At 70.8% G+C, this 22,409-nt stretch carries 20 protein-coding genes; 10 read left to right on the forward strand and 10 right to left on the reverse strand.

All coding sequences use genetic code 11. The features are described from left to right. Positions 1 to 375: 375 nt before the first annotated feature. A complete protein-coding gene (locus tag ABZT74_RS15080; RefSeq protein ID WP_356435185.1) occupies positions 376 to 2,088 on the reverse strand; it encodes an MFS transporter in 1,713 nt (570 codons plus the stop codon). A 271-nt stretch (positions 2,089 to 2,359) separates the two neighbouring features. Here ABZT74_RS15080 and ABZT74_RS15085 point away from each other — a divergent pair, with 271 nt between their 5' ends. After that, positions 2,360 to 3,133, forward strand: a complete 774-nt coding sequence (locus ABZT74_RS15085) for a TetR/AcrR family transcriptional regulator (protein ID WP_356174902.1) — start codon at positions 2,360 to 2,362, stop codon at positions 3,131 to 3,133. Between the two features lie 22 nt (positions 3,134 to 3,155). On the opposite strand, the gene ABZT74_RS15090 is transcribed toward ABZT74_RS15085, so the two are convergent. From ABZT74_RS15090 to ABZT74_RS15100, 3 genes are all read right to left on the reverse strand, one after another. After that, a complete protein-coding gene (locus tag ABZT74_RS15090) occupies positions 3,156 to 3,890 on the reverse strand; it encodes a TIGR03943 family protein (protein WP_355872874.1) in 735 nt (244 codons plus the stop codon). Next, on the reverse strand, positions 3,887 to 4,876 hold the full coding sequence (locus ABZT74_RS15095) for a permease (protein WP_355872979.1): 990 nt from the start codon (positions 4,874 to 4,876) through the stop codon (positions 3,887 to 3,889). The genes ABZT74_RS15090 and ABZT74_RS15095 overlap by 4 nt, the downstream gene beginning before the upstream one ends. 203 nt (positions 4,877 to 5,079) lie before the next feature. Continuing rightward, positions 5,080 to 6,345 (reverse strand): alpha-L-fucosidase, encoded by a 1,266-nt coding sequence (locus ABZT74_RS15100; protein WP_356435189.1) that lies wholly within the window; start codon positions 6,343 to 6,345, stop codon positions 5,080 to 5,082. A 207-nt stretch (positions 6,346 to 6,552) separates the two neighbouring features. Here ABZT74_RS15100 and ABZT74_RS15105 point away from each other — a divergent pair, with 207 nt between their 5' ends. Together ABZT74_RS15105 and ABZT74_RS15110 are read left to right on the forward strand one after the other, a co-directional pair. Next, complete coding sequence (locus ABZT74_RS15105) at positions 6,553 to 9,522, forward strand: carbohydrate binding domain-containing protein (protein WP_356435192.1); 2,970 nt, start codon at positions 6,553 to 6,555, stop codon at positions 9,520 to 9,522. Between the two features lie 227 nt (positions 9,523 to 9,749). Next, entirely contained in the window at positions 9,750 to 10,172 is a 423-nt protein-coding gene (locus ABZT74_RS15110) for an SseB family protein (RefSeq protein WP_081222885.1), read from the forward strand. 45 nt (positions 10,173 to 10,217) lie between these two features. On the opposite strand, the gene ABZT74_RS15115 is transcribed toward ABZT74_RS15110, so the two are convergent. The 6 genes from ABZT74_RS15115 to ABZT74_RS15140 form a co-directional block, all read right to left on the reverse strand. Further along, positions 10,218 to 10,610 carry a MarR family transcriptional regulator gene (locus ABZT74_RS15115; protein ID WP_355872865.1) on the reverse strand — a complete coding sequence of 131 codons (393 nt, stop codon included), beginning with the start codon at positions 10,608 to 10,610 and terminating at the stop codon, positions 10,218 to 10,220. A 125-nt stretch (positions 10,611 to 10,735) separates the two neighbouring features. After that, a complete protein-coding gene (locus ABZT74_RS15120) occupies positions 10,736 to 11,086 on the reverse strand; it encodes a VOC family protein (protein ID WP_355872863.1) in 351 nt (116 codons plus the stop codon). A 214-nt stretch (positions 11,087 to 11,300) separates the two neighbouring features. Beyond that, positions 11,301 to 12,332 (reverse strand): LacI family DNA-binding transcriptional regulator, encoded by a 1,032-nt coding sequence (locus tag ABZT74_RS15125; protein ID WP_356174915.1) that lies wholly within the window; start codon positions 12,330 to 12,332, stop codon positions 11,301 to 11,303. Next, a complete protein-coding gene (locus ABZT74_RS15130) occupies positions 12,329 to 13,234 on the reverse strand; it encodes a carbohydrate ABC transporter permease (RefSeq protein ID WP_356435196.1) in 906 nt (301 codons plus the stop codon). The genes ABZT74_RS15125 and ABZT74_RS15130 overlap by 4 nt, the downstream gene beginning before the upstream one ends. Next, positions 13,231 to 14,154, reverse strand: coding sequence for a sugar ABC transporter permease (locus ABZT74_RS15135; RefSeq protein WP_356435199.1), 924 nt, complete (start codon positions 14,152 to 14,154; stop codon positions 13,231 to 13,233). The genes ABZT74_RS15130 and ABZT74_RS15135 overlap by 4 nt, the downstream gene beginning before the upstream one ends. Beyond that, positions 14,151 to 15,473, reverse strand: coding sequence for a sugar ABC transporter substrate-binding protein (locus tag ABZT74_RS15140; protein ID WP_356435202.1), 1,323 nt, complete (start codon positions 15,471 to 15,473; stop codon positions 14,151 to 14,153). The genes ABZT74_RS15135 and ABZT74_RS15140 overlap by 4 nt, the downstream gene beginning before the upstream one ends. Before the next feature lie 209 nt (positions 15,474 to 15,682). Here ABZT74_RS15140 and ABZT74_RS15145 point away from each other — a divergent pair, with 209 nt between their 5' ends. The 7 genes from ABZT74_RS15145 to crcB (ABZT74_RS15175) all read left to right on the forward strand — a co-directional run bounded on the left by ABZT74_RS15145 (position 15,683) and on the right by crcB (ABZT74_RS15175) (position 22,392). Then, entirely contained in the window at positions 15,683 to 17,704 is a 2,022-nt protein-coding gene (locus tag ABZT74_RS15145; protein WP_356174924.1) for a beta-galactosidase, read from the forward strand. Positions 17,705 to 17,926: 222 nt separating this feature from the next. After that, the gene (locus ABZT74_RS15150) at positions 17,927 to 19,486 is read left to right on the forward strand and encodes an arabinogalactan endo-1,4-beta-galactosidase (protein WP_356435337.1); all 1,560 of its coding nucleotides are present in this window, start codon (positions 17,927 to 17,929) and stop codon (positions 19,484 to 19,486) included. 140 nt (positions 19,487 to 19,626) lie between these two features. Next, the gene (locus ABZT74_RS15155) at positions 19,627 to 19,914 is read left to right on the forward strand and encodes a helix-turn-helix domain-containing protein (protein ID WP_356435205.1); all 288 of its coding nucleotides are present in this window, start codon (positions 19,627 to 19,629) and stop codon (positions 19,912 to 19,914) included. Positions 19,915 to 19,918: 4 nt separating this feature from the next. After that, positions 19,919 to 20,899: an SMP-30/gluconolactonase/LRE family protein gene (locus tag ABZT74_RS15160; protein WP_356435207.1), complete on the forward strand. Its 981-nt coding sequence runs from the start codon at positions 19,919 to 19,921 to the stop codon at positions 20,897 to 20,899. A gap of 244 nt (positions 20,900 to 21,143) precedes the next feature. Next, a complete protein-coding gene (gene crcB / locus ABZT74_RS15165) occupies positions 21,144 to 21,620 on the forward strand; it encodes a fluoride efflux transporter CrcB (RefSeq protein WP_356174935.1) in 477 nt (158 codons plus the stop codon). Continuing rightward, positions 21,617 to 22,021: a DUF190 domain-containing protein gene (locus tag ABZT74_RS15170; protein ID WP_356435209.1), complete on the forward strand. Its 405-nt coding sequence runs from the start codon at positions 21,617 to 21,619 to the stop codon at positions 22,019 to 22,021. The genes crcB (ABZT74_RS15165) and ABZT74_RS15170 overlap by 4 nt, the downstream gene beginning before the upstream one ends. Beyond that, positions 22,018 to 22,392, forward strand: a complete 375-nt coding sequence (crcB, locus tag ABZT74_RS15175) for a fluoride efflux transporter CrcB (protein WP_356174941.1) — start codon at positions 22,018 to 22,020, stop codon at positions 22,390 to 22,392. The genes ABZT74_RS15170 and crcB (ABZT74_RS15175) overlap by 4 nt, the downstream gene beginning before the upstream one ends. Positions 22,393 to 22,409 lie beyond the last annotated feature (17 nt).

Here is a 22,409-nt window from a genome sequence, read left to right on the forward strand (position 1 = left end):
AGGGTGCGGGTCGGTCGGCGGCAGGTACATCGGCGCGGGTGCCGCGCGCCCGGCGGGCGTCGTCCCGCTCCCGGGCTCCGCGTGCGCGTTCTGCCTGCTCGAACGGTACGCGGCGCACCCCGTGCGGACCTGACCGGGGTGAAGCGTGTTCCGCCCGGACCGGCGCGCCGCGGGCGGGATTGCTTGTGGGAGTGTGCCGTCGCCCCACGCCACGCACCGGGGTTGCCGTGCGGCCGCCGAACACGGGCGGGGTCTCTGCCTGATCCAGGAATCGGGTCGGCCCGACCGCGTGCCGCACCGCCACAGCGGACGGGACGGCCGGACACCCTTCCGAAGGGCTTTCCGACCGTCCCGTCCGCGATGCCGTGGCCCGGCTCAGTGTCCGGCGGACTCCTCGGGGCGGGCGCGGCGCGGCAGGAGGAACGCGAGCAGGAAGGTCAGGGCGAGCATGCCGTCGACGATCCAGAGGACGGTCTGCATGACCGACCCGAAACCGCTGCGGAAGGCCGACGACGCCGTGGCCTCCAGCGCGGCGGGCACGCGGGCACCCGCCTCGGGCGAGGTCACCGCGGACCGGGTCTCCTTCGTCAGGAGTGCGCAGGACGCCGGGGTCGCGGCCGGGTCCTTCGCGGTGGCGCGGTCCGCGGCGCACCGGCGCAGGTCGGCGACGATGCGGTCCTGCGCGGCGGGGGCGACGTGCGCCGCGGTCAGCTTCCCGCGCAGGTCGTCCGAGCGGTGGTCGACCGCGGTGGCGATCCCGCCGCCCAGCAGTCCGAAGAACACGGTGCCGAGGATGGCCACGCCGAAGGCGCCGCCGAGCTGCTGCACCGCGGTCATCGTGCCGGACGCCGAACCCGTCTCGTGCTGCTCGACGCTGGCGAGGACGATGTCGAAGAACGGCGCCATGAGCAGGCCCATGCCGATGCCGGTGACGAGCAGCGACGGCAGCAACTGCCAGGGGCCGACACCGGATCCCACCTGGTCGAGGGTCAGCCAGACACCGAACACGCCGAGCGCCATGACCAGCGCGCCCGCCTGCAGCACCGTCCGTCCGAACCGGACGACACCCTGGGCGAGTCCGAAGCCGACGATCATGCCGCCCGACCAGGGCACCATCACCAGGCCGGCCTTGAGCGGCGAGTAGCCGAGGCCGATCTGGGTGTACAGGTTGAACACCAGCATGAAGCCCTGCATGGTCGAGAAGAAGACGAGCCCGAGGACCATGCCGCCGCTGAAACCGCGCTTGCGGAAGAGGCTGGGGACGACGAGCGGGTCCTGGCCGGTGCTGCTGCGGTGCGACTCGTACCGGGCGAAGACCGCGAAGACGACGACCGAGGCGGCCATCATCGCGAACGTCCACAGCGGCCAGTCGTACTCGCGGCCCTGGACCAGCGGGAAGATGATGAGCAGCGCGGCCAGCGAGACCAGGAGCATGCCCGGGATGTCGAGCCGCGGCTTGGTCTCGGAGCGGCCCTTGGGCAGGTAGCGCAGGGCGCCGGCGATCGCGGCGGCACCCAGCGGAAGGTTGATCAGGAAGATCATGCGCCAGCCGGTGCCGAAGTAGTCGGCGTCCACGAGCCAGCCCGCCAGGATCGGCCCGCACACCGCGGACAGTCCCATGACCGGGCCGAACATGCCGAAGGCCTTCTGCGACTCCTTCGGCGGGAACATCTCCTTGATCATGCCGAGGCCCTGCGGCAGCATCACCGCGCCGAACAGGCCTTGCACGATGCGCGCGCCGATCAGCATCTCCGGGGACACGGAGATCGCGCAGAGCAGCGAACCCAGGGTGAACCCGGCGGCTCCCACCAGGAACATCCGGCGGCGCCCGTGGATGTCGCCGAGGCGTCCGCCGGTGACGAGCCCGACCGCCATCGACAGGGTGTACGCGGCGGCCAGCCACTGCAGCGTGGAGGCGCCGCCGCCGAGGTCGGCCCGCATGGAGGGGCCGGCGATGTTCGTGACGACGGCGTCGAGGAGGTCCATCACCTCGGCCGCGAGAATCACGAAGAGCGCAGCCCAGCGCCACCGGTACGGGGCTGGTGAGTCGATGGGCGTCTCGGCGGACGCGACACCGGTGGTGGACATCGGAACTCCTCGGAAAAGACCGCGCGACGACGATCGGCGAGCGCGGAGGGGCGGATGGAATGCGACTGCCCGGCTCCCTGGAGGGCGCGGGGGAGAGGCGACCAGACACCGGAGAACACTGTTCACCCTAGCAGAACGGTGCTCACCGAGAGAACGGCGTTCATTAAGATATAGCGCAACCGGCAAGCCGAGACAAGATATATCGTGTATCTCCGGATGAACGCTGCTCACCTGGAGAGAACACCGCTCTCCCGGCACCTAGACTGTCCACATGACCGACGCGGCCGACGGCACCCCCGCACAGCCCCCGCCGTCCCCCTGGGAGCGCGAGCGCCCGGCCCGGGGCCGCGTCGCCCCGGCCCGCACACCGCTGTCGCGCGAGCGCGTCGTCGAAGCCGCCTTCACCGTCCTGGACCGTCAGGGACTCGACGGCCTCTCGATGCGTCAGGTGGCCGCCGAGCTGGGCGTCACGGTCTCCGCCCTCTACGCCTACGTCAGTTCCAAGGACGATCTCCTGGAGCTCATGTACACCCGGCTCTTCGACGGCTTCGAGCCGCCCGAGGCCGACCCGGAGCGCTGGCAGGAAGCGATTCGCGCGTACGCCCGCGCGGGGCGGCAACGCCTGCTGTCCCACCGGGACATGGCGAGGATCTCCATGGCCCACGTCCCCTTCACCGCCGAACTGCTGCCGCACGTCGAGGCGTTGCTCGCCGTGTTCCGTACCGCCGGGCTCCCCGACCGCATCGCGGCGGAGGCCGGTGACCTCATCTCGACGTACATCGACGGGTTCGTCCTGGAGGAGGGCATGTGGCGGGACCGAGCCGCGCAGCAGAGCGCCGGCACCTCCTCGCCGGCCCGGCCCGACTGGCGCGAGATGGCCGACGAGATGCAGAACTACTTCGCGTCCCTGCCCGCCGCGGACTTCCCCCATCTGCGCGCCCTGGCCGGGGTCATGGTGACGGACTCCTCCGACGAGCGGTTCGACATCGGCCTGGAGATCATTCTGCGCGGCCTGGCGAGCTATCTGCCGGACCCGGCGGCCTGAACGAACAGACCGGGAAGCGCGGTCAGTTGTTCCAGCTCTCGTCGTACGGGTCGCGCGGCGTCGGGACCGGTCGCGCGCTGCTGACGTCGAAGAACGGGATGATGCCGCCGTTCACGGAGTCCTTCGTGCGCCTGCTGCTGTAGGTGCCGGTCACCTCGAGCCAGGTGTCGGGCTGGAGCACGGGCGGGATCCGCCCGGACAGTCCGATCTTGACCGGCTGGGCGTCGGCGGCACAGCAGTTGAGGGCCATGCGGACGAGATACGGGGTGCCGGCGTGGTCGAGCGCGACGAAGCCGGTGATCCTGATCCGCCGGTCGCCGAGTGTGTGTCCGTGCCCGTACGCGGCCCGGCCCGCGTAGTCGACCAGCCCCAGCGGGACCGGGTCGCCCGCGGGCAGCGCGGGGTATCCGAAGGGCGCCTGCAGCGCCGTACCCGTACGCATCGCGCTGTACGAGCCGAGCGCGGGCGGGGCGACCAGGATGAGCGCCAGCAGAGGCAGCACCAGGAGCCAGGAGATACGCGGCTCGCGGTGCGGGTGCGCGTGACCGTCGCCCGCCGTGCTCCCGGACGCGGTCCGCCGCTCCCGCACCTCATACCAGACCGTGGCGAGCGCCGTCGCGATCAGCACCACGCCGGCCGCGAGCAGCAGCGGCCGCAACCCCGCCTTGACGTACCGGAGATAGAGATCCGTGGCACCGGCGTGCAGCACCGCCGCGCCGACCAGGAAGAGCACCGCCGCCTGCGCCTGCCGGTTCACAGCAGCACCGCCCCGACCAGCACGGACATGAGGATCGCGAGGGCGAAGGTGGTGGGCGCGAACCGGGTCGCGAAACCGCGCCCGAACGTCCCGACCTGCATCGCGAAGAGCTTCAGGTCGATCATCGGCCCGACCACGAGGAACGCCAGCTTCGCGGTGAAGGAGAACTGGGTCAGCGAGGCCACCACGAAGGCGTCGGCCTCCGAGCAGATCGACAGCAGGACGGCCAGCACCGCGAGGGCGAGCACCGACAGCACCGGATTCCCGGCCGCGGCCTGCAGCCAGCTCGCCGGTACCACGGACTTGAGCGTGGCGGCCGCCATCGCGCCGAGCACGAGGAAGCCGCCCGCGTGCATCACGTCGTGCCGCACCGACCCCCAGAACGCGGCTCCTCTGCCGAGCCCCTCGTGCGCGGGGCGCTCCGGCGGGCGCAACCAGTCGGCCCGGCCGAGCCGTTGCCACAGCCAGCCCATGACGCAGGCCACGAGCAGACTGGCCACGAAGCGGGCGAGGACCATCTCCGGGTTGCGGGGGAAAGCCACGGCGGTGGCCGTCAGCACGATCGGGTTGATCGCCGGCGCGGACAGCAGGAACGCGAGGGCCGCAGCCGGGGTGACCCCCCGCCGCACCAACGCGCCCGCCACCGGAACGGAGGCGCACTCGCAGCCCGGCAGGATCGCCCCGGCCATCCCGGCGACCGGCACCGCGAGGGCCGGACGCTTCGGCAGCGCCCGGGCGAAGAACGACGGCGGGACGAACACCGCGATGACCGCCGACAGCAGCACACCGAGGACGAGGAACGGAAGCGCCTGGACGACCACGGCGACGAACACCGTCATCCAGCTCTGCATGACCGGTGTGGACAGCGCCCGCCGGACCGGACCCTGCGCCGCGACGACCAGCAGCAGAAGCATGGTCAGGGCCAGCGGGGAGCTGATCTGCCAGCCCTGCCGGGGCGGCTGCTCCGCGTCGTCGTGCGGATGCACCGGCGGCGGGGCCGGTCGGGTGATGGTCACGCGTGTGCTACCTCCGGTCGGGAGGGGCCCGCCGGCTGCTGTCGCCCCTCCACCGTGAATACGCCGGTTCGGCCCGAGCGTCTCACCGGGGTCGCCGACATGGCCCGCACCAGGGGAAATCTTGACCTGGTGGTGATACGCGAGGGGGCGCGGCCTCGTAGACCGCCCGATCGTCAGTCGCGTCCCGAGCCGCGGTAGAGGTCCAGTTCGCCGTCCAACTCGACGGCCAGCACCGTCGCGTGGGCGTCCAGATCGTCCGCGGCCGGAGCGTCGATCCAGGTCACGCCAGGGACCGCGTGCAGGCCGCCTGTCACGCGATGGCCGAGTTCGGTGCCCGTGCCGAGGACGGTCACCCGCCGGACCGCGTTCCGCAGACCGCGGATCGACACCGCCTCCCGGGGCGCGTCGAAACACACCAGGTACAGGGTGCGGCGGTCCGCGGACAGGGTGCTCGGACCGTAGTGGTGGCCGGCGGGCAGTCCGGCGACCGTGCCGTACACCGCGCCTGCGTGCCGCGCGATCCACACGCCGAGCCCCTCCAGACGCTCGGTCTGTTCCCGGGGGATCGTCCCGTCCTCGCGGGGGCCGACCGCGAGCAGCAGGTTGCCGCCCAGGCCGATCGTCTCCGTGAAGTACCGCACCAGTCGGCCGACGGACTTGAAGTCGCGGTCGTCCGGCCGGTGACCCCAGGAGCCGTTGACCGTCAGGCACAGTTCCCACGGCCCGTCGGGCGCCCGGAGCGGGACACCCTGCTCGGGGGTCGCGTAGTCGCCGTGGCCGAGCATGCGGGCGTTGAGGACGGTGTCCGGGTTGCCCGCGAGGATCAGGGCGGCGAGTTCGCGCATCCGCCACTGCTCCTCGGTGCGCTCCCACTCGCCGTCGAACCAGAGCAGGTCGGGGCGGAAACGGTCGACCAGTTCGCCGACCTGGCCGTCGCGGTACGCCAGATAGCGCTCCCAGGCGGCCGGGTCCTCCGCGCCGGGCCCGGCGTGCGAGAAGCGGCTCGGCGGCACGTCGCCGGGCTGCACCTGACGCAGGCTCGGGTAGTCCGGGTGGTTCCAGTCGGAGTGCGAGTAGTAGAGGCCCACCTTGAGGCCCCGGGTGCGCAGGGCGTCCGCGAAGCCGCCGACCAGGTCCCGTCCGGCGGGGGTGTCCCGTGCCACGTCCAGGTTGTGGTGGGCGGTGTCCCACAGGGCGACGCCGTCGTGGTGTCTGGCGGTCAGGACGGCGTACCGGGCGCCGGCGCGGGCGAAGAGGTCGGCCCAGCCCTGTGGGTCGTAGTGCGAAGCGGTGAAGCCGTCGAGCTGTTTCATGTACCGCTCGTAGGTGACCTCGCCCGTGTAGAAGGACCAGGACTCGGCCACTCCGTCGACGGCGTAGATGCCGTAGTGGAGGAAGATGCCCAGCTTGGCGTCGGTGAACCAGGGTTGCATCGGCATGCCCACACGCTAGGCGCGGACCCCCGGCGGGCGCGTGGGCGCCCGTCACCATCACTGGTCCGTTCTCACCCTGTGTTCCGGGCGCTGTGAGATGTCTTTACGTCGCTGTCATGTCCCTGTAGCTTCCGCCCGCAAGCTCTTTCAGGAACTTGCCGGTTGTTCTTGCAATGCAACTCCCCGCTCCCCGGCCCGCATTGGAGACGCCCCATGAGACGCAGGCACCGACACCGCCTGATGCGACCGCTGGTGGCGATCGCCGCGGTGACCGGGATCTTCGCGACCGCCACACCGGACGCGAGCTCCGTCCCCCTGACGGAGACGGCCGCCACCTCGGCCACGACAACGGTCTTCTACTACACGAAGACCAAGAACTGGCCCGCCACCTATCTGCACTACGCGCCCGACGGCGGCTCGTGGACGACCGTGCCCGGCGTCCGGATGGAGGCGGCCTGCACGGACTGGGTGAAGGAGACCGTGGACCTCGGCTCGGCCGCCGGGCTGCAGGCCACCTTCAACAACGGAAGCGGGACCTGGGACAACAACGGCGGCAACAACTACGCGCTGGGCACAGGGACCGTCACCGTCAAGGACGGCGTCATCGCCCACAGCGACCCGTGCGCCGACACCGGAACGGGCAGCGGCAACCAGGCGACCGTCTACTACTCGACCGCCACCTCCGGCTGGAGCACGGCCAACCTCCACTACGCGCCCACCGGCGGCTCCTGGACGACGGTCCCCGGCATCGGCATGGAGTCCGCCTGCGCCGGCTGGTGGAAGAAGACCGTCGACCTCGGCTCGGCCACCTCGCTCAAGGCGGCCTTCAACAACGGCAACGGCGTCTGGGACAACAACAACGGCACCGACTACGCGCTCGGTTCGGGCACCACGACGGTGAAGGACCGGACCGTCACGGCGGGGGCGGCGAACCCGTGTGCGGCCCAGGTGCCCGACACCCAGGCCCCGAGCACGCCCACCGGGGTCACCGCGGACGCCACCGGAACCTCGGTCGTGGTGAGCTGGAAACCGTCCACCGACAACACCGCCGTGACGAAGTACCAGCTCACCCGGACCGGCGGCACCAAGGGAACCGTCGTCACCGACGTCGGTTCGACGGTCTACTCCGACACGGGACTCGAGGAGAAGACCACCTACACCTACACGGTGAAGGCCGTCGACGCGGCCGGAAACACCTCTCCGGCCTCCTCCGCGGCGCCCGCCACGACGGGCGAGAAGGCTCCGGCGCCGGCCGCGGGAACCCCGCTGGGCACCGACCCGCGCAAGGACCCGATCTACTTCGTCCTCACCGCGCGCTTCGAGGACGGCGACACCTCCAACGACCGGGGCGGCAACCAGGACGTCAAGTCGGGCAACGCGGCCAACAACGACCCCATGTTCCGCGGCGACTTCAAGGGGCTCGTCGACAAACTCGACTACATCAAGGCGCTCGGCTTCTCCGCCGTCTGGATCACCCCGGTCGTCCTCAACCGCTCGGACTACGACTACCACGGCTATCACGGCTACGACTTCTACAAGGTCGACCCGCGCCTGGAGTCGCCCGGAGCCTCCTACCAGGACCTGATCAACGCGGCCCACGCCAAGGGCATGAAGATCTACCAGGACGTGGTCTACAACCACAGCTCCCGCTGGGGCGCCAAGGGCCTCTTCACGCCGACCGTCTACGGCGTGCGCGACTCCCAGTGGAGCTGGTACTACGACGAGAAGAACGACGGCTTCGAGTACGACGGCCTGACCGTCGAGCCCAAGTCCGGCAAGTCGTACTACAACGGTGACCTGTGGTCGACCGCCGAACCCACCGGCAACACCTGCCTCAACTGGGGCAAGCCCACCGGCGGGAAGAGCGCCGAGGGATACACCGTCTACAACTGCCAGTGGCCCAACCCCACTTCGGGCATGTTCCCCAAGGCGTACTACCACCAGTGCTGGATCGGCAACTGGGAGGGCGAGGACTCCCGCTCGTGCTGGCTGCACGAGGACCTGGCCGATTTCAACACCGAGAACGCCACCGTCCAGAACTACTTGATCGGCGCGTACGACAAGTACATCGACATGGGCGTCGACGGATTCCGCGTCGACACCGCCGTCCACATTCCGCGCGTCACCTGGAACCGCCGCTTCCTGCCGGCCATCTTCGACCGGGTCACCCAGCGGTTCGGCACCGACGCGGCGAAGAACTTCTTCGTCTTCGGCGAGGTGGGCGCCTTCGTGAACGACAAGTGGAACCGCGGCTCGGTGAACCACTCCGCGCAGTTCTTCACCTGGAAGGAGCGCAAGGAGTACAGCGCGGACGACGAGAAGGCGGCGATCGAGCAGTACGACTACGAGGAGCAGCTCGGCACCGGGAACCAGCCGACCTCCGCGAACGCCTTCCTCAGCGGGAACAGCTATCACACCCCGGACCGCAGCCAGTTCTCCGGCATGAACATCATCGACATGCGGATGCACATGAACTTCGGCGACGCGCAGAACGCGTACAACAACGGCAAGGACTCCGACGACTCCGTCAACGACGCCACGTACAACGTCGTCTACGTGGACAGCCACGACTACGGACCGAACAAGTCGAGCACCCGCTACAGCGGCGGCACCGACGCCTGGGCCGAGAACATGGCCCTGATGTGGACCTTCCGCGGCATCCCCACGCTGTACTACGGATCGGAGATCGAGTTCCAGAAGGGCAAGCAGATCGACTGCGGGCCGAGCTGCCCGCTGGCCACCACCGGACGCGCCTACTACGGGGACCACCTCGCGGGAAGCGTGACGGCCTCCGGCTTCGGGACGGTCGCCTCCGCGAGCGGCGAGGTCGCCACGACCCTCGCCCAGCCGCTGGTCAAGCACCTCCAGCGGCTCAACCTGATCCGCCGGGCGATCCCGGCCCTCCAGTCGGCCCAGTACTCCACCGACGGGATCACCGGATCGATGGCCTTCAAGCGCCGCTACACCAGTGGCTCGACCGACAGCTTCGCCCTGGTCACGGTCACCGGTGGGGCCACCTACACCGGCATCCCGAACGGCACGTACACGGACGCCGTCACCGGTGACGTGAAGACCGTCTCCGGAGGCACCCTGTCCGTGGCGGCGCCCGGCAAGGGGAACCTGCGGGTGTACGTCCTGAACGGTCCCGGCAAGATCGGCACCGACGGACCGTATCTGAAGTAGCGCGCACACCGCACCGGCGGCCGGTCCACCGGCTGCGGCCGAGGTCACCCCGGGTGTCGGATGCCCGGGGTGACCTCGTGAGCGGTGTGAGTGACGCACCCGATTCCGGATGGGTCGGGGCCAGGATGAATGGCGCGGTGTGCGATGGGTACGCGACGGTCGTTGCACCCGGGAAGACCGAAACCCGCCCGGGTGGTCACCCACCGACCACGACCGAGGGATCTGCCATGGACACCCCCCAGAACAACCACCACCCCACCGCGGCCGAGGCGACCCCCGCCCAGGAGGCACTGAACACCCTCGCCGAGAACACCCAGGACACCGCGGCGCTGAACACGCTCGCCGGCAGTGACGTACTGGTCCCCGTGCCGGACGACGTCACGGACGCGGACGTCGCCGATCCCACGGCCGTCGCACTGCCCGTCCTGGACCAGCCGGGCGGGGAACAGGTGGTCCCGGTCTTCACCTCCGAGCTGGAGATGGCCGAGCTGCTCCCGTCGGTCTCGCGCTACCGCCTCGTACCGCTCGGCGCCCTCGCCTCGCAGTGGCCGACGGGTGATCTGGCCCTGACGATCGACGCCAGCTCGCCGCACGGTCTGACCCTCAGCTCGGAGGGCGTCCGCACGCTCCTGGCCCGGCCGCTCGGCTGAACGCCGGGGCCTCGGAGCCACCCGGCGACGGCCGGGTGGAGGGGGTCATTCCGGCAGCATGCGGGCGAGCACGGACCGCTGCAGGGGGAGCACCTCGGCGTGCAGGTCACGGCCCTTCGCGGTGAGGGCGACCCAGACCCCGCGGCGGTCCTCCTCGCAGACGGTGCGCTCGACCAGGCCGTCCTTCTCCAGACGTCCGATGAGCCGCGACAGCGCGCTCTGGCTGAGATGGACCCGGCCCGCGATGTTCTGCACCCGGCAGTGCTCGCCGGGCTGCGACACGGCGCCCGAGGCGAGGATGTCGAGGACCTCGAAGTCACTGGCTCCGAGGCCGTGCGGGTGCAGGGCGCGGTCGATCTCGCACATCGTGCGGGCGTGCACCGAGAGGATGTCCCGCCACTGGTCCTCCAGCCGGGTACCGGGCGTCTGCGTTGCCATAACCGAATGGTACTGGAGATCGGGCCATTCGTTGACTGTGCAACTAGTGCGCTCGCATGGACTTCCTCCGCGGGCCGCGAGCCTGGGGGCGATCCGTCGAACGCCCCGGGCCCGCGCGGCTCTGTCTACGCGGCCGTGTCCTGGATCAGCCCGACCTGGTTGCCCTCCGCGTCCCTGACCGACGCGATGAGCCGGCCGCCGCCCACGTCCTGGACGTCCTGGAGCGTCTCGGCGCCGGCCGCGAGCAGGCCCGACAGGGTCTCCTTGATGTCGTCGACGTGCCAGTACGGCACCGGGCCGGTCAGCCCCTTGGAGTGGCCGCTCGGGTCCAGGCCGACGTCCTGGCCGGCGTCCTTGAATCCGACGTAGTACGGCTCGTCGACGTACGGCTCCACCCCGAGCAGCGCGGTGAACAGCGCCTTCGCCTTCGCGATGTCCTTGACGGGGTAGATGACGGTCTTGAGTCCGGCGGTCATGGCGAGTCCTCCGTGTGCGTGGCGGCCGGGTCGGCCGGCCCTCGTCCCGTCGGCTGTTCCGGCGGTCCCCTCACGCTAGGCCGGGGGACCGGCCGGTGGCTTCTCGAATCCTGACCGGTACCGCCGCCCGGGAGAAAAAGACACCGGAGCGGCGGGGGAGCGGACCACCGGGCGGCAGGCCGGGAACTCCGGAGCGGTGGCCCCCCGCTCCGCCTCAGGCGGACTCCCGCCGGATCAGTTCCGTCGGAAGGATCACCGCCGCGGGATCCTCGCCGCCGATCTGTGCGAGCAGCACCCGCACCATCTCGGCGCTGATGCGGTCCCACGGCTGGCGGATCGTCGTGAGGGCCGGGGTGACGGCCGTTGCGGCCGGGGAGTCGTCGAAGCCGCCGACCGACACGTCCTCGGGGACCCGCCGGCCGGCCTTGTGCAGCGCGGCCAGCACCCCCTGGGCCATCAGGTCGGAGGCGACGAACACGGCGTCCATGTCCGGTGCGCGGTCCAGGAGTTGAACGGCGCCCGCCTCGCCGCTGGCGCGGCTGTAGTCGCCGGAGGCGATCAGCCGGTCGTCGGCCTCGACGCCCGCCTCGGCCAGCACCTCGCGGTAGCCGGCCAGGCGTTCCACACCGCCCGGGGTGTCCAGGGGGCCGGTGACCATGCCGATCCGGCGCCGCCCGAGGGAGAGCAGGTGCCTGACCATGTCCCGGGCGCCGTCCCGGTCGTCCGCGGCGACGTAACTCACCTTGGAGCCCATGCCGATCGGCTTGCCGCACGCGACGAGCGGAACGCCCGCCTCGCGCAGTTCCTCGGCGACCGGGTCCCCGGAGTGGCTGGAGACCAGCAGCACGCCGTCGACGTGACCCGCCGTGATGTAGCGCGTGATGCGGCGGCGCTCGTCCTCGGTGCCGGCGAGCATCAGCAGGAGCGGGACGTCGTGCGCGGCGAGCGCTTGGGTGCAGCCGCGCAGCAGGACGTTGAAGTTCGGGTCCTCGAAGAACCGCTCCTGCGGCTCGGTCAGCAGGAATCCGACCGAGTCCGACCGTCCGGTGATCAGCGAGCGGGCGTGCCGGTTCACCACGTAGCCGGTCCTGCGGATGGCGGCGTTGACCGCCTCCTGCGCCGTCGGGCTGACGTAGTGGCCGCCGTTGAGCACGCGCGAGACGGTGCCGCGCGACACACCGGCCTCGCGCGCGACGTCGTGGATCGTCGGCGGTCGGCGCCGGCCCCCCGTGTTGCTCATGGTCATGACTTTACGGCTCCGGACAGCAGGTCGAGGCTCCAGAAGCGCTGGATCACCAGGAACAGGGTGACCAGCGGAACGATCGCCAGCAGGGCGCCGGTGATCACCAGGGTGTACAGGGCCGGGGTGTTTGAGCCCTGTTCGAGGAGGGTGAACAGACCGAGCGTGATGGGGAACTTCTCGTCGTCGCTGAGCATGATGTAGGGGAGCAGGAAGTTGTTCCACACCGCGACGAACTGGAACAGGAACACGGTGACGAGGCCGGGCACCATCATCGGCAGCGCGACCCGGACGAAGATCCGCCACTCGCCGGCCCCGTCCATCCGCCCCGCCTCGACCACGTCACCGGGCACGGCGGCCGAGGCGTAGATCCGGGCGAGGTACACGCCGTAGGGGGAGAGGACGAGAGGCAGCAGCACGGAGGCGTACGAGTCGGTGAGGTCGGCCTTGGCCAGCAGCAGGTACTGGGGGATCGCGAGGATCACCGGCGGCATCAGCACGCCCGCCATCAGGACGCTGAAGATGGTCTCCCTGCCGCGGAAGCGATAGATCGCGAGGGCGTAGCCGCTGACCGCGGAGACGGCCGTCGACAGGAGGGCGCCGAGTCCGGCGTAGAGGGCGGAATTGCCCATCCACGTCCAGTAGATGCCGTCGCGGTAGGCGTTGAGATCCGTGACGTTCCGCGTGAAGCCGGTGCCCGGCAGGAACGTGAACGTCGAGAAGAGTTCAGTGCCCGACTTGGTGGCCGCGATCAGCACCCAGGCGACGGGGAGCAGGCAGTAGAGGGCGCCGAGCAGCAGCGTGAGGGTCGGTACCAGGGCGATCCGGCCGCGCCGGGGCGGTCCCTGGGCGGTGCCGGGCGTCGTTCCCGCGGCCGGCGCGGCCTTGCGGACGGCGAGCGTGCTCATCGTGCTTCCTCCTGCTGGGTACGGGAGTTCGCGGCGCGCAGGAATCCGAAGGACAGCACCAGCGTCACCACCGCGATGATCACCGCCTCGGCGGCGGCCGCGTAGATGTCGCCGGCGCCGAACGCGTCCCGGTAGACCTTCATCAGCGGACTCCACGTCGTGGAGACGGAGTTGGTGAGGGGTTTGAGGGTGGTCGGCTCGCTGAACACCTGGAGGGTGGCGATGATCGAGAAGAAGAAGGTGAGCACCAGGGAGGGGGCCACCATCGGGACCTTGATCCGCAGGGCGATCTGGAGCGGGGTCGCGCCGTCCAGCCTGGCCGCCTCGTGCACCTCGACGGGGATGGCCCGGAGCGCGGTGTAGATGACGATCATGTTGAAGCCGGTGCCGCCCCAGACCGCGATGTTCGACAGCGCGACGTACAGCGGACCGCCGTCCAGCAGGTTCGGCTGCGGCATGCCCAGTCTGTCGAGGACGAAGTAGAAGGGGCTGACGTCGGGGAGGTAGAGGAACCCCCAGAGCAGCGCGGCGACGACGCCCGGGATGGCGTACGGGAGGAAGATCGCGAGCCGGGTGAACGGGGTGAGGCGCACCTTGTCCGCGTCGAGCATCAGCGCGAAGAGCAGTGCGAGGCCGAGCATCACCGGGACCACGATGGCTCCGTAGCCGGCCACGCGCAGCGCGCCGTGGAGCAGTTCGCTGTCGGTGAGGGCGTCCGTGTAGTTGCGCAGGCCCGCCCACACCTCCTTGCGGGCTCCGGAGCCGAGGCCGAGGCCCTTGACCTCGACCTTGTGCAGGCTCAGCCAGAGGGCGTAGCCGATGGGCAGCGCGAAGAACAGGACGAAGAGGACGGCGGCGGGGAGGAGGAAACCGTACGGGGCCCCCTTGACCCCGTACGGCCTCCGGTGTGCGGTGGTCACTGAGCGACCCCGAAGCCCTGCTTCTGGAGGTCGGCGACCGTGGTGTCCTGCATGGTCTTCAGGGCGTCCCCGAAGTCGGACTTGTTCTTCGCGGCGGCGCCGAACGCGTCGTTGAAGGACGTGTAGGCGACGTTCACGTTCGGGCCCCAGGCGGACGGGGCGGTGTTCTTCGCGATCTTGGCCGCCTTGGTGTAGAAGTCGGGCTGGTTGGAGAAGAACGCCGGCGGCTCGGCGAACGCGTCACCGGTCTGGGCGCTCGTCGAGGCCGGGTAGATTCCGCTCTCCTTGGCCAGCGCGGCCACCGCCTTCGGGTCCGTGTTCAGCCAGGCGGCGAACTTCGCGGCGGCCGACCGGTGCGGCGAGTCCGTGGTGACGGCCGTGGAGGAACCGCCCCAGCTGCCGGTGGTGCTGTCGCCGTCCGACCACTGCGGCAGCGGGGCCATCGCCCACTTGCCCTTGGTGTCCGGGGCCGCCGTGGTCAGGGTGCCGGGCGCCCACACCGCGCTCACCCAGGCGATCTGCTTGCCGGTGTTGAGGGCCTTGTTCCAGGCGGGCTGGTACATCGGCTGGTTGTCGATGGCGCCCTCCTTGACGAGACCGCCCCAGAAGTCGGCGACCTTCTCGGTGGCCGCGTCGTCGATCCCGACCTTCCACTTGTCGCCGGACGTGGTCCACCAGCGGGCGCCCGCCTGTTGCGCGAGACCCGCGAAGAGGCCGGAGTCGTTGGCGGAGAACGTGGTGAGGGCCTTGTCCGGCGCCTTCTTCTTGAGGGCGCGGGCGGTCTCGGCGAACTGCTCCCAGGTGGCGGGGACGGTCAGTCCGTACTTCTTGAAGAGGTCCGCGCGGTAGTAGAACATCATCGGGCCGATGTCCTGCGGGATCGCGTAGACCGCGTCCGTCCCGAGCGTCGTCTGCTGCCACACACCGTCGGCGAACCTGCTCTTGGCGTCCTTCGCGTCGCCGGCTATGTCGGCGAGCGCGTCGTTGCTGACCAGGGTCGGAAGCGCCTGGTACTCGGCCTGCACGAGGTCCGGCGCCTTCTTCGCCTTGTGCGCCGTGAGGATCTTGGTGACGAGCGTGTCGCCCGACGCCTGCTTCTTCACGGTGACCGAGATCTGCTGCTGCTTGCCCGGCCCCTTGTTCCACAGGTCGACGACCTTGTCCATGCCCGGCGCCCACGTCCAGTACGTCAGCGACACGGGACCGGACGAGTCTGCGCTCTTGTCGTCGTCGGACGAGCCGCAGGCGGTGAGCGAGGCGGCGCCGAGGACGACGGCGACGGCGCCGGCCGCGAGGCGGCTGTGCTTCGTGATGGGCATGGATCGTTCTCCCCTGACCTGGGCCTCCGCCTGTCGCGAAGGCCTGCCCTGTTGGTGCGCGGTATGCGCTCCGTGCTTCTGTGAGCGTTCACAGTAGAGAAACATCCCGGACACTTGTCAATGGTTGTTGCTGTGCGGTTATGTTGGGCTCACGCCCTCGACAGTGTGTGTGCACGTTCCCAAATGATCGACCAAACGGGAGAGATCCGATGCCGGAGACCAACCCCCAGAGCCGCACCGGGCTCGCCTTCGGTGGGGACTACAACCCCGAACAGTGGCCGGAGGCCGTCTGGTCCGAGGACGTCCGGCTGATGCGCGAGGCGGGCGTCACGATGGTGAGCGTCGGGATCTTCTCCTGGGCGCTGCTCGAACCGGCTCCGGGCGTCTACGAGTTCGGCTGGCTGGACCGCGTGCTCGACCTGTTGCACGAGAACGGCATACGCGTCGACCTCGGCACCCCCACCGTGGCGCCACCCGCCTGGTTCTACCGCGAGCACCCCGAGGCGCTGCCGGTGACCGCCGACGGCACCCGTCACGCCTTCGGTTCACGAGGCGCCATCTGCCACAGCAACACCCACTACCGCGCCGCCGCCGCGTCCATCACGACGCGGCTCGCCACCCGGTACGCCGACCACCCCGCACTCGCCCTGTGGCACGTCCACAACGAGTACGGCGTCCCCGTCTCGGCCTGTTACTGCGAGTCCTGCGCCGCGCACTTCCGCCGCTGGCTCGCCGACGCCCACGGCACGGTCGAGGCGCTCAACGAGGCCTGGGGAACGGCCTTCTGGGGTCAGCACTACACCGGCTTCGACCAGGTCGACCCACCACGCGCGACCCCCACCGTCGGCAATCCCGCCCAGGCCCTGGACTACCGCCGGTTCGCCGACGCGACCATGCGCGAGAACTTCGTCGCCGAGCGGGACATCCTGCACCGTCTCGCCCCGGGCGTCCCGGTCACCACCAACTTCATGACGGCCCTCAGCCAGTGCGACTCCGTCGACTACTGGGCGTGGGGCCGAGAGGTCGACCTCGTCACCAACGACCACTACCTGATGACCGACGGCCGCCGCACCCACGTCAACCTCGCGATGGCCGCCGACCTCACGCGCTCCGTCGCGGGCGGCGCACCCTGGCTCCTCCTCGAACACTCCACCTCGGGCGTCAACTGGCAACCCCGTAACCCCGCCAAGGCGCCGGGCCAGATGGCCCGCAACTCCCTGTCCCACGTGGCGCGCGGCTCCGAGGGCGCCCTCTTCTTCCAGTGGCGGCAGTCCCGGCGCGGCGCCGAGAAGTTCCACTCCTCGATGCTCCCGCACGCCGGCACCGACTCCCGGGTGTGGCGTGAGGTCGTCGAACTCGGTTCCACCATCGGCGCGTTGGCGCCCGTGGCGGGGACGCGGACGGTCGCCGACGTGGCCGTGCTGTGGGACTGGCACTCCTGGTGGGCGCAGAACCTCCAGTGGCGGCCCAGCGAGGACCACGACGCCCGCGAACGCGCCGACACGTTCTACGAGGCACTCTACGACCGGCACCTGACGGTCGACTTCGCCCACCCGGAAGGCGACTTGTCGGCCTATCCCCTTGTCGTCGTCCCTGCCCTGTACCTCATGACGGAGGCCGCGGCGGACAACCTCCGCCGGTACGTCGAGAGCGGCGGCACCCTGCTCGTCTCCTACTTCTCCGGCATCGTCGACGAGCACGACGCCGTGCACGAGGGCCCCTGCCCCGGAGCCCTGCGTGACGTACTCGGCCTGACCGTCGAGGAGTTCTCCCCGCTGCTCAGGGGCGACCAGGTCCGTATCACCGGGCCCGACGGCGCCGGACTCACGGGCGACGTGTGGACCGAGTTCGTCGTGCCGCGCGGCGCCGAGACCGTCTGGACCTACGCCGACGGCCTCACCGCCGGGCACCCTGCCGTGACCCGCCACGAACTCGGCGCGGGAAGCGCCTGGTACGTGTCGACACGTCTCGGAGCCGCGGGCCTGGACACGCTCATCGCCTCCGCCGCCGACGACGCGCGCATCGCACCGCGCACCGACCTGCCCCGCGACGTCGAAGTGGTGCGCCGCACCGGCGAGTCGGGCACCTTCGTCTTCGCCGTCAACCACACCGGTTCCGACGCCAAGGTCACGCTGGACGCGCACGGCACCGAACTCCTGACGGGCGAACGCGCCGCCGGCCGCCTCGCGGTCCCGGCGGGCACCGTTCGGGTCGTACGACTCGACGACTGAGCCGCCCGCCCGCAACCGCTCGGCGCGGTGGCCGCGCAGGCCCGTCCGGGTCGTCGGCCGACCCGCTCCGCGCCGACCGCCGCCGATCCACTGCCGTCCGGCCGGCGGCCAGACGGCCCACCGACCCCCTCCGCCGCGCGAGCCACCAGGCCGCGGGCGGAGGGAACAGCCCCCGGGCAGGGGGTCTCTCTCCCCACCACGTCGAAGGGACGACGGACGATGATGTTCCATCCCAGACGCACCCTCAGAGCCCTGCTGATGCCGCTCGCGGCCGGACTCGCCCTCACCGCCCTCCCCGCACAGCCCGCGCACGCGGCGAGCACCTTGACCAACGCCGGATTCGAGGCCGACGGCACCGGGGCGGCGACGCCGAACGGCTGGTCGGAGTACGGCGACACCGGCGCCTCCTACGTCGAAGCCGGTGGCCACGGCGGGAGTTACCGCCTCAGCCACTACTCCGCCGCCGCGTACAAGGTCGAGACGTACCAGTACCTCTCCGGACTCACCGACGGGAACTACCGGCTCACCGCCTGGGTCCGCTCGGGCGGCGGACAGAACTCCGCCTATCTCGCCCTGAAGAACTGCGGCGGCACCGAGCAGCGCACCGACCTGCCGGTCTCCGCGAGCGGATGGATCCACCTGGTCGTGCCCGTCGCGGTGACGGGCGGACGGTGCACGATCAGCGTGGTCTCCGACGCCAGGGCCGGAAACTGGATCAACGTCGACGACCTGACCTTCACCGCCGGCACCACCGGACTGTCCGTCAAGGGCTCGGACATCTCCTCCCTCGCCAAGAGCGAGGCCCTCGGCGGGGTCTACCGCACCGGCTCCGGCACGGCCGGGGACGCGCTCGCCATCCTCCGGTCCTCCGGGATGAACTACGCACGCCTCAAGGTCTGGGTGAATCCGGCCGACGGCTACAACAACAAGGCACGCGTCCTCGCCATGGCCAAGCGCGTCAAGGCGCAGGGCATGAGACTCCTGGTCGACTTCCACTACTCGGACACCTGGGCGGACCCCGGCAAGCAGACCGTACCGGCCGCGTGGGCGGGACATTCGTACAGTCAGCTCAAGACGGACGTCTACAACCACACGTACGACGTGCTCAACTCCCTGAAGGCACAGGGCACCACGGCCGACATGGTGCAGATCGGCAACGAGATCAACGGCGGCATGCTCTGGTCCGAGGGCTCCACCGACAACTGGCCGCAGCTCGCGGGCCTCCTCAACTCCGGCTACTTGGCGGCCAAGGCGGTCAGCACCTCCACCGTCGTGGGCCTCCACCTCGCCCAGGGCGGCGATCTCGCCGGCACCCGCTGGTGGTTCGACAACGCGGTGGCGGCCGGCGTGAAGTTCGACGCCATCGGCCTCTCGTACTACGGCTACTGGCACGGCTCGCTCGACGCCTTCCAGACGACCCTGGACGACGCCGCCGCCCGGTACGCCAAGCCGGTGTTCCTCGCCGAGACGGCCTACCCGTTCCGGCTGGACAGCGACGACGCGCTCGTCAACCAGATCGACACGACCGGTGAACTGGTCTCCGGTTACCCGGCCACGACCGCCGGGCAGTCCGCCTGGCTTCGGGACGTCATGAACATCGTGGAGGCCGTTCCGAACGGCCGCGGCCTCGGTGTCTTCTACTGGGAGGCCACCTGGACGGCGGTCACCGGCAACGGCTGGGACCCGGCCGACCCCGCCTCCGGCAACGGCTGGGAGAACCAGGCCCTGTTCGGCTTCGACGACAAGGCCCTTCCGGCGATGTCCCTGTTCGGCCACCGCTGAGACCACGGGCCCGGCCGCCGGTGCGGCCGGGCCCGTACGTTCCGCCGCCGTGCGGCTCCGGCCAGGCTCGCCGAAGGCCGTGCGGGCCGCTCCGGGCTGCGGGAGAGTAGCGGGAGACCGTCACGACGGAGGGGGACGAGATGCTGAAGGTTCCCGACAACGGGCATCGGCTGGACATTCTGGAGTGGCTGCGTGACCCGGCGGAGCACTTCCCGCGGCAGCGGCACGGGGACCTCGTCGAGGACGGCGTGAGCCCCGAGTCACTCGCCCACAAACTGGGCGTGAGCCGGGCCGTGGCGCGCACCCACCTCGACCTCCTCACCGGGGTCGGCCTGTTGCGCGCCAAGAGGGTCGGACGGCGGACCTACTACCGGCGCGACGAGTACCGCATCGCCGAGGTCAGCCACTTCTTCGAGAAGGGCTGGTAGCCGCGTGGACCGGATCTCCGACGCCGCTCGTCCCACCGCCCTCGTGCCCCGGCGTCTCGTGCCGCTCGGCGGCCGCGGCCCCGAAGACGTGGTGGCCGACCACCGCGGCGGGGTGCTGACAGGCCTGGAGGACGGCCGTATCGTCCGGGTGGAGCGGCCCGGCGAAGCCGACCGCGCCGGAATACGCGTCCTCGCCGAGACGGGCGGCAGGCCGCTGGGTCTCGAACTCCTCCCGGACAACGACCTGTTGGTGTGCGACGCCGAACGAGGACTGCTGCGGATCGGGCTCGATGACGGGGTGGTCCACGTCCTCGCCGACACCGTCGCCGGCCAACCGCTGCGCTTCTGCAGCAACGTGGTCGCCCTCGCCGACGGCACCGTCCTCTTCACCGTCTCCAGCCGGAGCTACCCCCTCGCCCACTGGATCGGCGATCTCGTCGAGCACACCGGAACCGGCCGCCTGCTGCGGCTCGCGCCGGGCGAGACGGAACCCGAAGTGCTCCTGGACGGACTGCAGTTCGCCAACGGGCTGGCCGTCGCCGCGGACGAGTCCTTCCTCGTCGTCGCGGAGACCGGCGCGTGCCGCCTCACCCGCTTCTGGCTCACCGGGCCGAAGCAGGGCCGCGGCGAGACCTTCCTCGACGACCTGCCCGGCCAGCCGGACAACCTCTGGCGCGCCCCCGGCGGGCCGATCTGGGTGGCGCTCGCCGGACCCCGCGTCGGCGCCCTGGAACTCCTGCACCGCCGGGGTCCCGCCGTGCGGCACACCGCCGCGCGGATCGCCGTCCGCGCCCCCTTCCGCCCGCCCCGCACGACCGGCGTCCTCGCCGTCGACGACGAGGGCCGTGTCCTGCACCACCTGGAAGGCCGCCGCTCCCGGTTCCGCATGGTGACCAGCGCCTGCGAGTCCGACGGCCGGCTGATCCTCGGCAGTATCTGGGAGCGCGGCCTCGCGGTCTGCGACCTGCCCGGCACCCCGGGCTGAGCCGCCGGGCGGAAACCCGCGCGCGCGAACCGGCGCCGCGGGGGAGCCGATATCGCCGGCCGCCGGGGGCGGGGCGCGCGTGCGCCCAGCACGCACGGCGGTACGCTTTTCACCGGCCGCGATCTTGTGTCGCGGCGCGGCGGTGGGGCCCGCCGTACCCGAACCGCGGCATTCGAGCCGCCGACGGTCCCTGCTTGCGATGCCGTGCGCCCACACCGGCCCGGCGAGTAGGAGCACGAGCACCATGACGGTCCCGCACCCCGACCGCGTCGACGAGTCCGGCACCCCGGTCCGGGCACCCGCGCGCAGAGCCTCCCCCTGGCACGGCCAGGGACCCGTCGTCGCGGTGGTCGCCCTCGGCGGCGCCATCGGCGCCACCGCCCGCTACGGCGCGGGCGAACTGTGGCCCGTGTCCGCCGGCACCTTCCCCTGGACCACCTTCACGGTCAACGTCGTCGGCTGCGCGGCGATCGGCGTCCTCATGGTGCTGATCACCGACGTGTGGGCGGCGCACCGCCTCGTCCGCCCCTTCCTCGGGACCGGCGTGCTCGGCGGCTTCACCACCTTCTCGACCTATGCCGTCGACATCCAGAAACTGATCGACGACGGCCACCCGGGCATCGGGCTCGGCTATCTCGCCGCGACCCTGCTCGCGGCACTCTCGGCGGTGTGGCTGGCCGTGACGGCGACCCGGCGCGCCCTGGCACGGAGGCAGCGATGACGAGGCTGACAGGCAGCGCCCTGCGGGTGACGATCTTCATCGGCGAGAACGACACCTGGCACCGCAAGCCGCTCTACGCGGAGATCGTGCACCGCGCGCACGCCGCCGGCCTCGCGGGCGCCAGCGTCTTCCGCGGTATCGAGGGCTTCGGCGCCTCCTCCCTGATCCACACCTCGCGGCTGCTGTCGATGAGCGAGGACCTGCCGGTCGCCGTGATCGTCGTGGACACCGAAGAGCGCGTACGTGCCTTCCTGCCCCAGCTCGACGAACTCGTCACCGAGGGACTCGTGATCCTCGACGACTGCGAGGTCATCCGGTACGCGGGCCGGGGCGGCGCACCCGACCAAGAACGCCCGGAAACCGGCGACCGCGCTCCGGGCGAAGGTGAGAACTGGTTGTGAACTGGCTGCTGGTGATCCTCGGCGCCGCGGTCGGCGCACCCCTGCGCTATCTCACCGACCGGGCGGTGCAGGTGAGACACGACACGCTGTTCCCCTGGGGGACCCTCGTCGTCAACGTGGCGGGCTGTCTGGTCCTCGGCCTGCTGACCGGCGCCGCCTCGGCCGGACACGCCTCGGACCACCTGCAACTCCTGGTCGGCACAGGCCTGTGCGGGGCCCTGACCACGTACTCGACGTTCTCCTACGAGACCCTGAGGCTGACCGGGACCGGGGCGGGGCTCTACGCTGCCGCCAACGTGATCGTCAGCGTGACGGCGGGCCTCGGCGCGGCGTTCGCCGGGGTCGCGTTCGCGCACGCGGTATGGACGTAGGTACCGTGCTGCGCCGT

It is taken from the genome of Streptomyces sp. NPDC005302, assembly GCF_040607345.1.
GTDB lineage: Bacteria > Actinomycetota > Actinomycetes > Streptomycetales > Streptomycetaceae > Streptomyces.

Coding starts and splice junctions, on each gene's coding strand:
- ABZT74_RS15130 (WP_356435196.1), bottom strand. CDS start 13,234: ATGAGCACGCTCGCCGTCCGCAAGGCCGCGCCGGCCGCGGGAACGACG.
- ABZT74_RS15155 (WP_356435205.1), top strand. CDS start 19,627: ATGCTGAAGGTTCCCGACAACGGGCATCGGCTGGACATTCTGGAGTGG.
- ABZT74_RS15140 (WP_356435202.1), bottom strand. CDS start 15,473: ATGCCCATCACGAAGCACAGCCGCCTCGCGGCCGGCGCCGTCGCCGTC.
- ABZT74_RS15100 (WP_356435189.1), bottom strand. CDS start 6,345: ATGCCGATGCAACCCTGGTTCACCGACGCCAAGCTGGGCATCTTCCTC.
- ABZT74_RS15120 (WP_355872863.1), bottom strand. CDS start 11,086: ATGACCGCCGGACTCAAGACCGTCATCTACCCCGTCAAGGACATCGCG.
- ABZT74_RS15110 (WP_081222885.1), top strand. CDS start 9,750: ATGGACACCCCCCAGAACAACCACCACCCCACCGCGGCCGAGGCGACC.
- ABZT74_RS15085 (WP_356174902.1), top strand. CDS start 2,360: ATGACCGACGCGGCCGACGGCACCCCCGCACAGCCCCCGCCGTCCCCC.
- ABZT74_RS15150 (WP_356435337.1), top strand. CDS start 17,927: ATGTTCCATCCCAGACGCACCCTCAGAGCCCTGCTGATGCCGCTCGCG.
- ABZT74_RS15105 (WP_356435192.1), top strand. CDS start 6,553: ATGAGACGCAGGCACCGACACCGCCTGATGCGACCGCTGGTGGCGATC.
- crcB (WP_356174935.1), top strand. CDS start 21,144: ATGACGGTCCCGCACCCCGACCGCGTCGACGAGTCCGGCACCCCGGTC.
- ABZT74_RS15125 (WP_356174915.1), bottom strand. CDS start 12,332: ATGACCATGAGCAACACGGGGGGCCGGCGCCGACCGCCGACGATCCAC.
- ABZT74_RS15170 (WP_356435209.1), top strand. CDS start 21,617: ATGACGAGGCTGACAGGCAGCGCCCTGCGGGTGACGATCTTCATCGGC.
- ABZT74_RS15145 (WP_356174924.1), top strand. CDS start 15,683: ATGCCGGAGACCAACCCCCAGAGCCGCACCGGGCTCGCCTTCGGTGGG.
- ABZT74_RS15115 (WP_355872865.1), bottom strand. CDS start 10,610: ATGGCAACGCAGACGCCCGGTACCCGGCTGGAGGACCAGTGGCGGGAC.
- ABZT74_RS15080 (WP_356435185.1), bottom strand. CDS start 2,088: ATGTCCACCACCGGTGTCGCGTCCGCCGAGACGCCCATCGACTCACCA.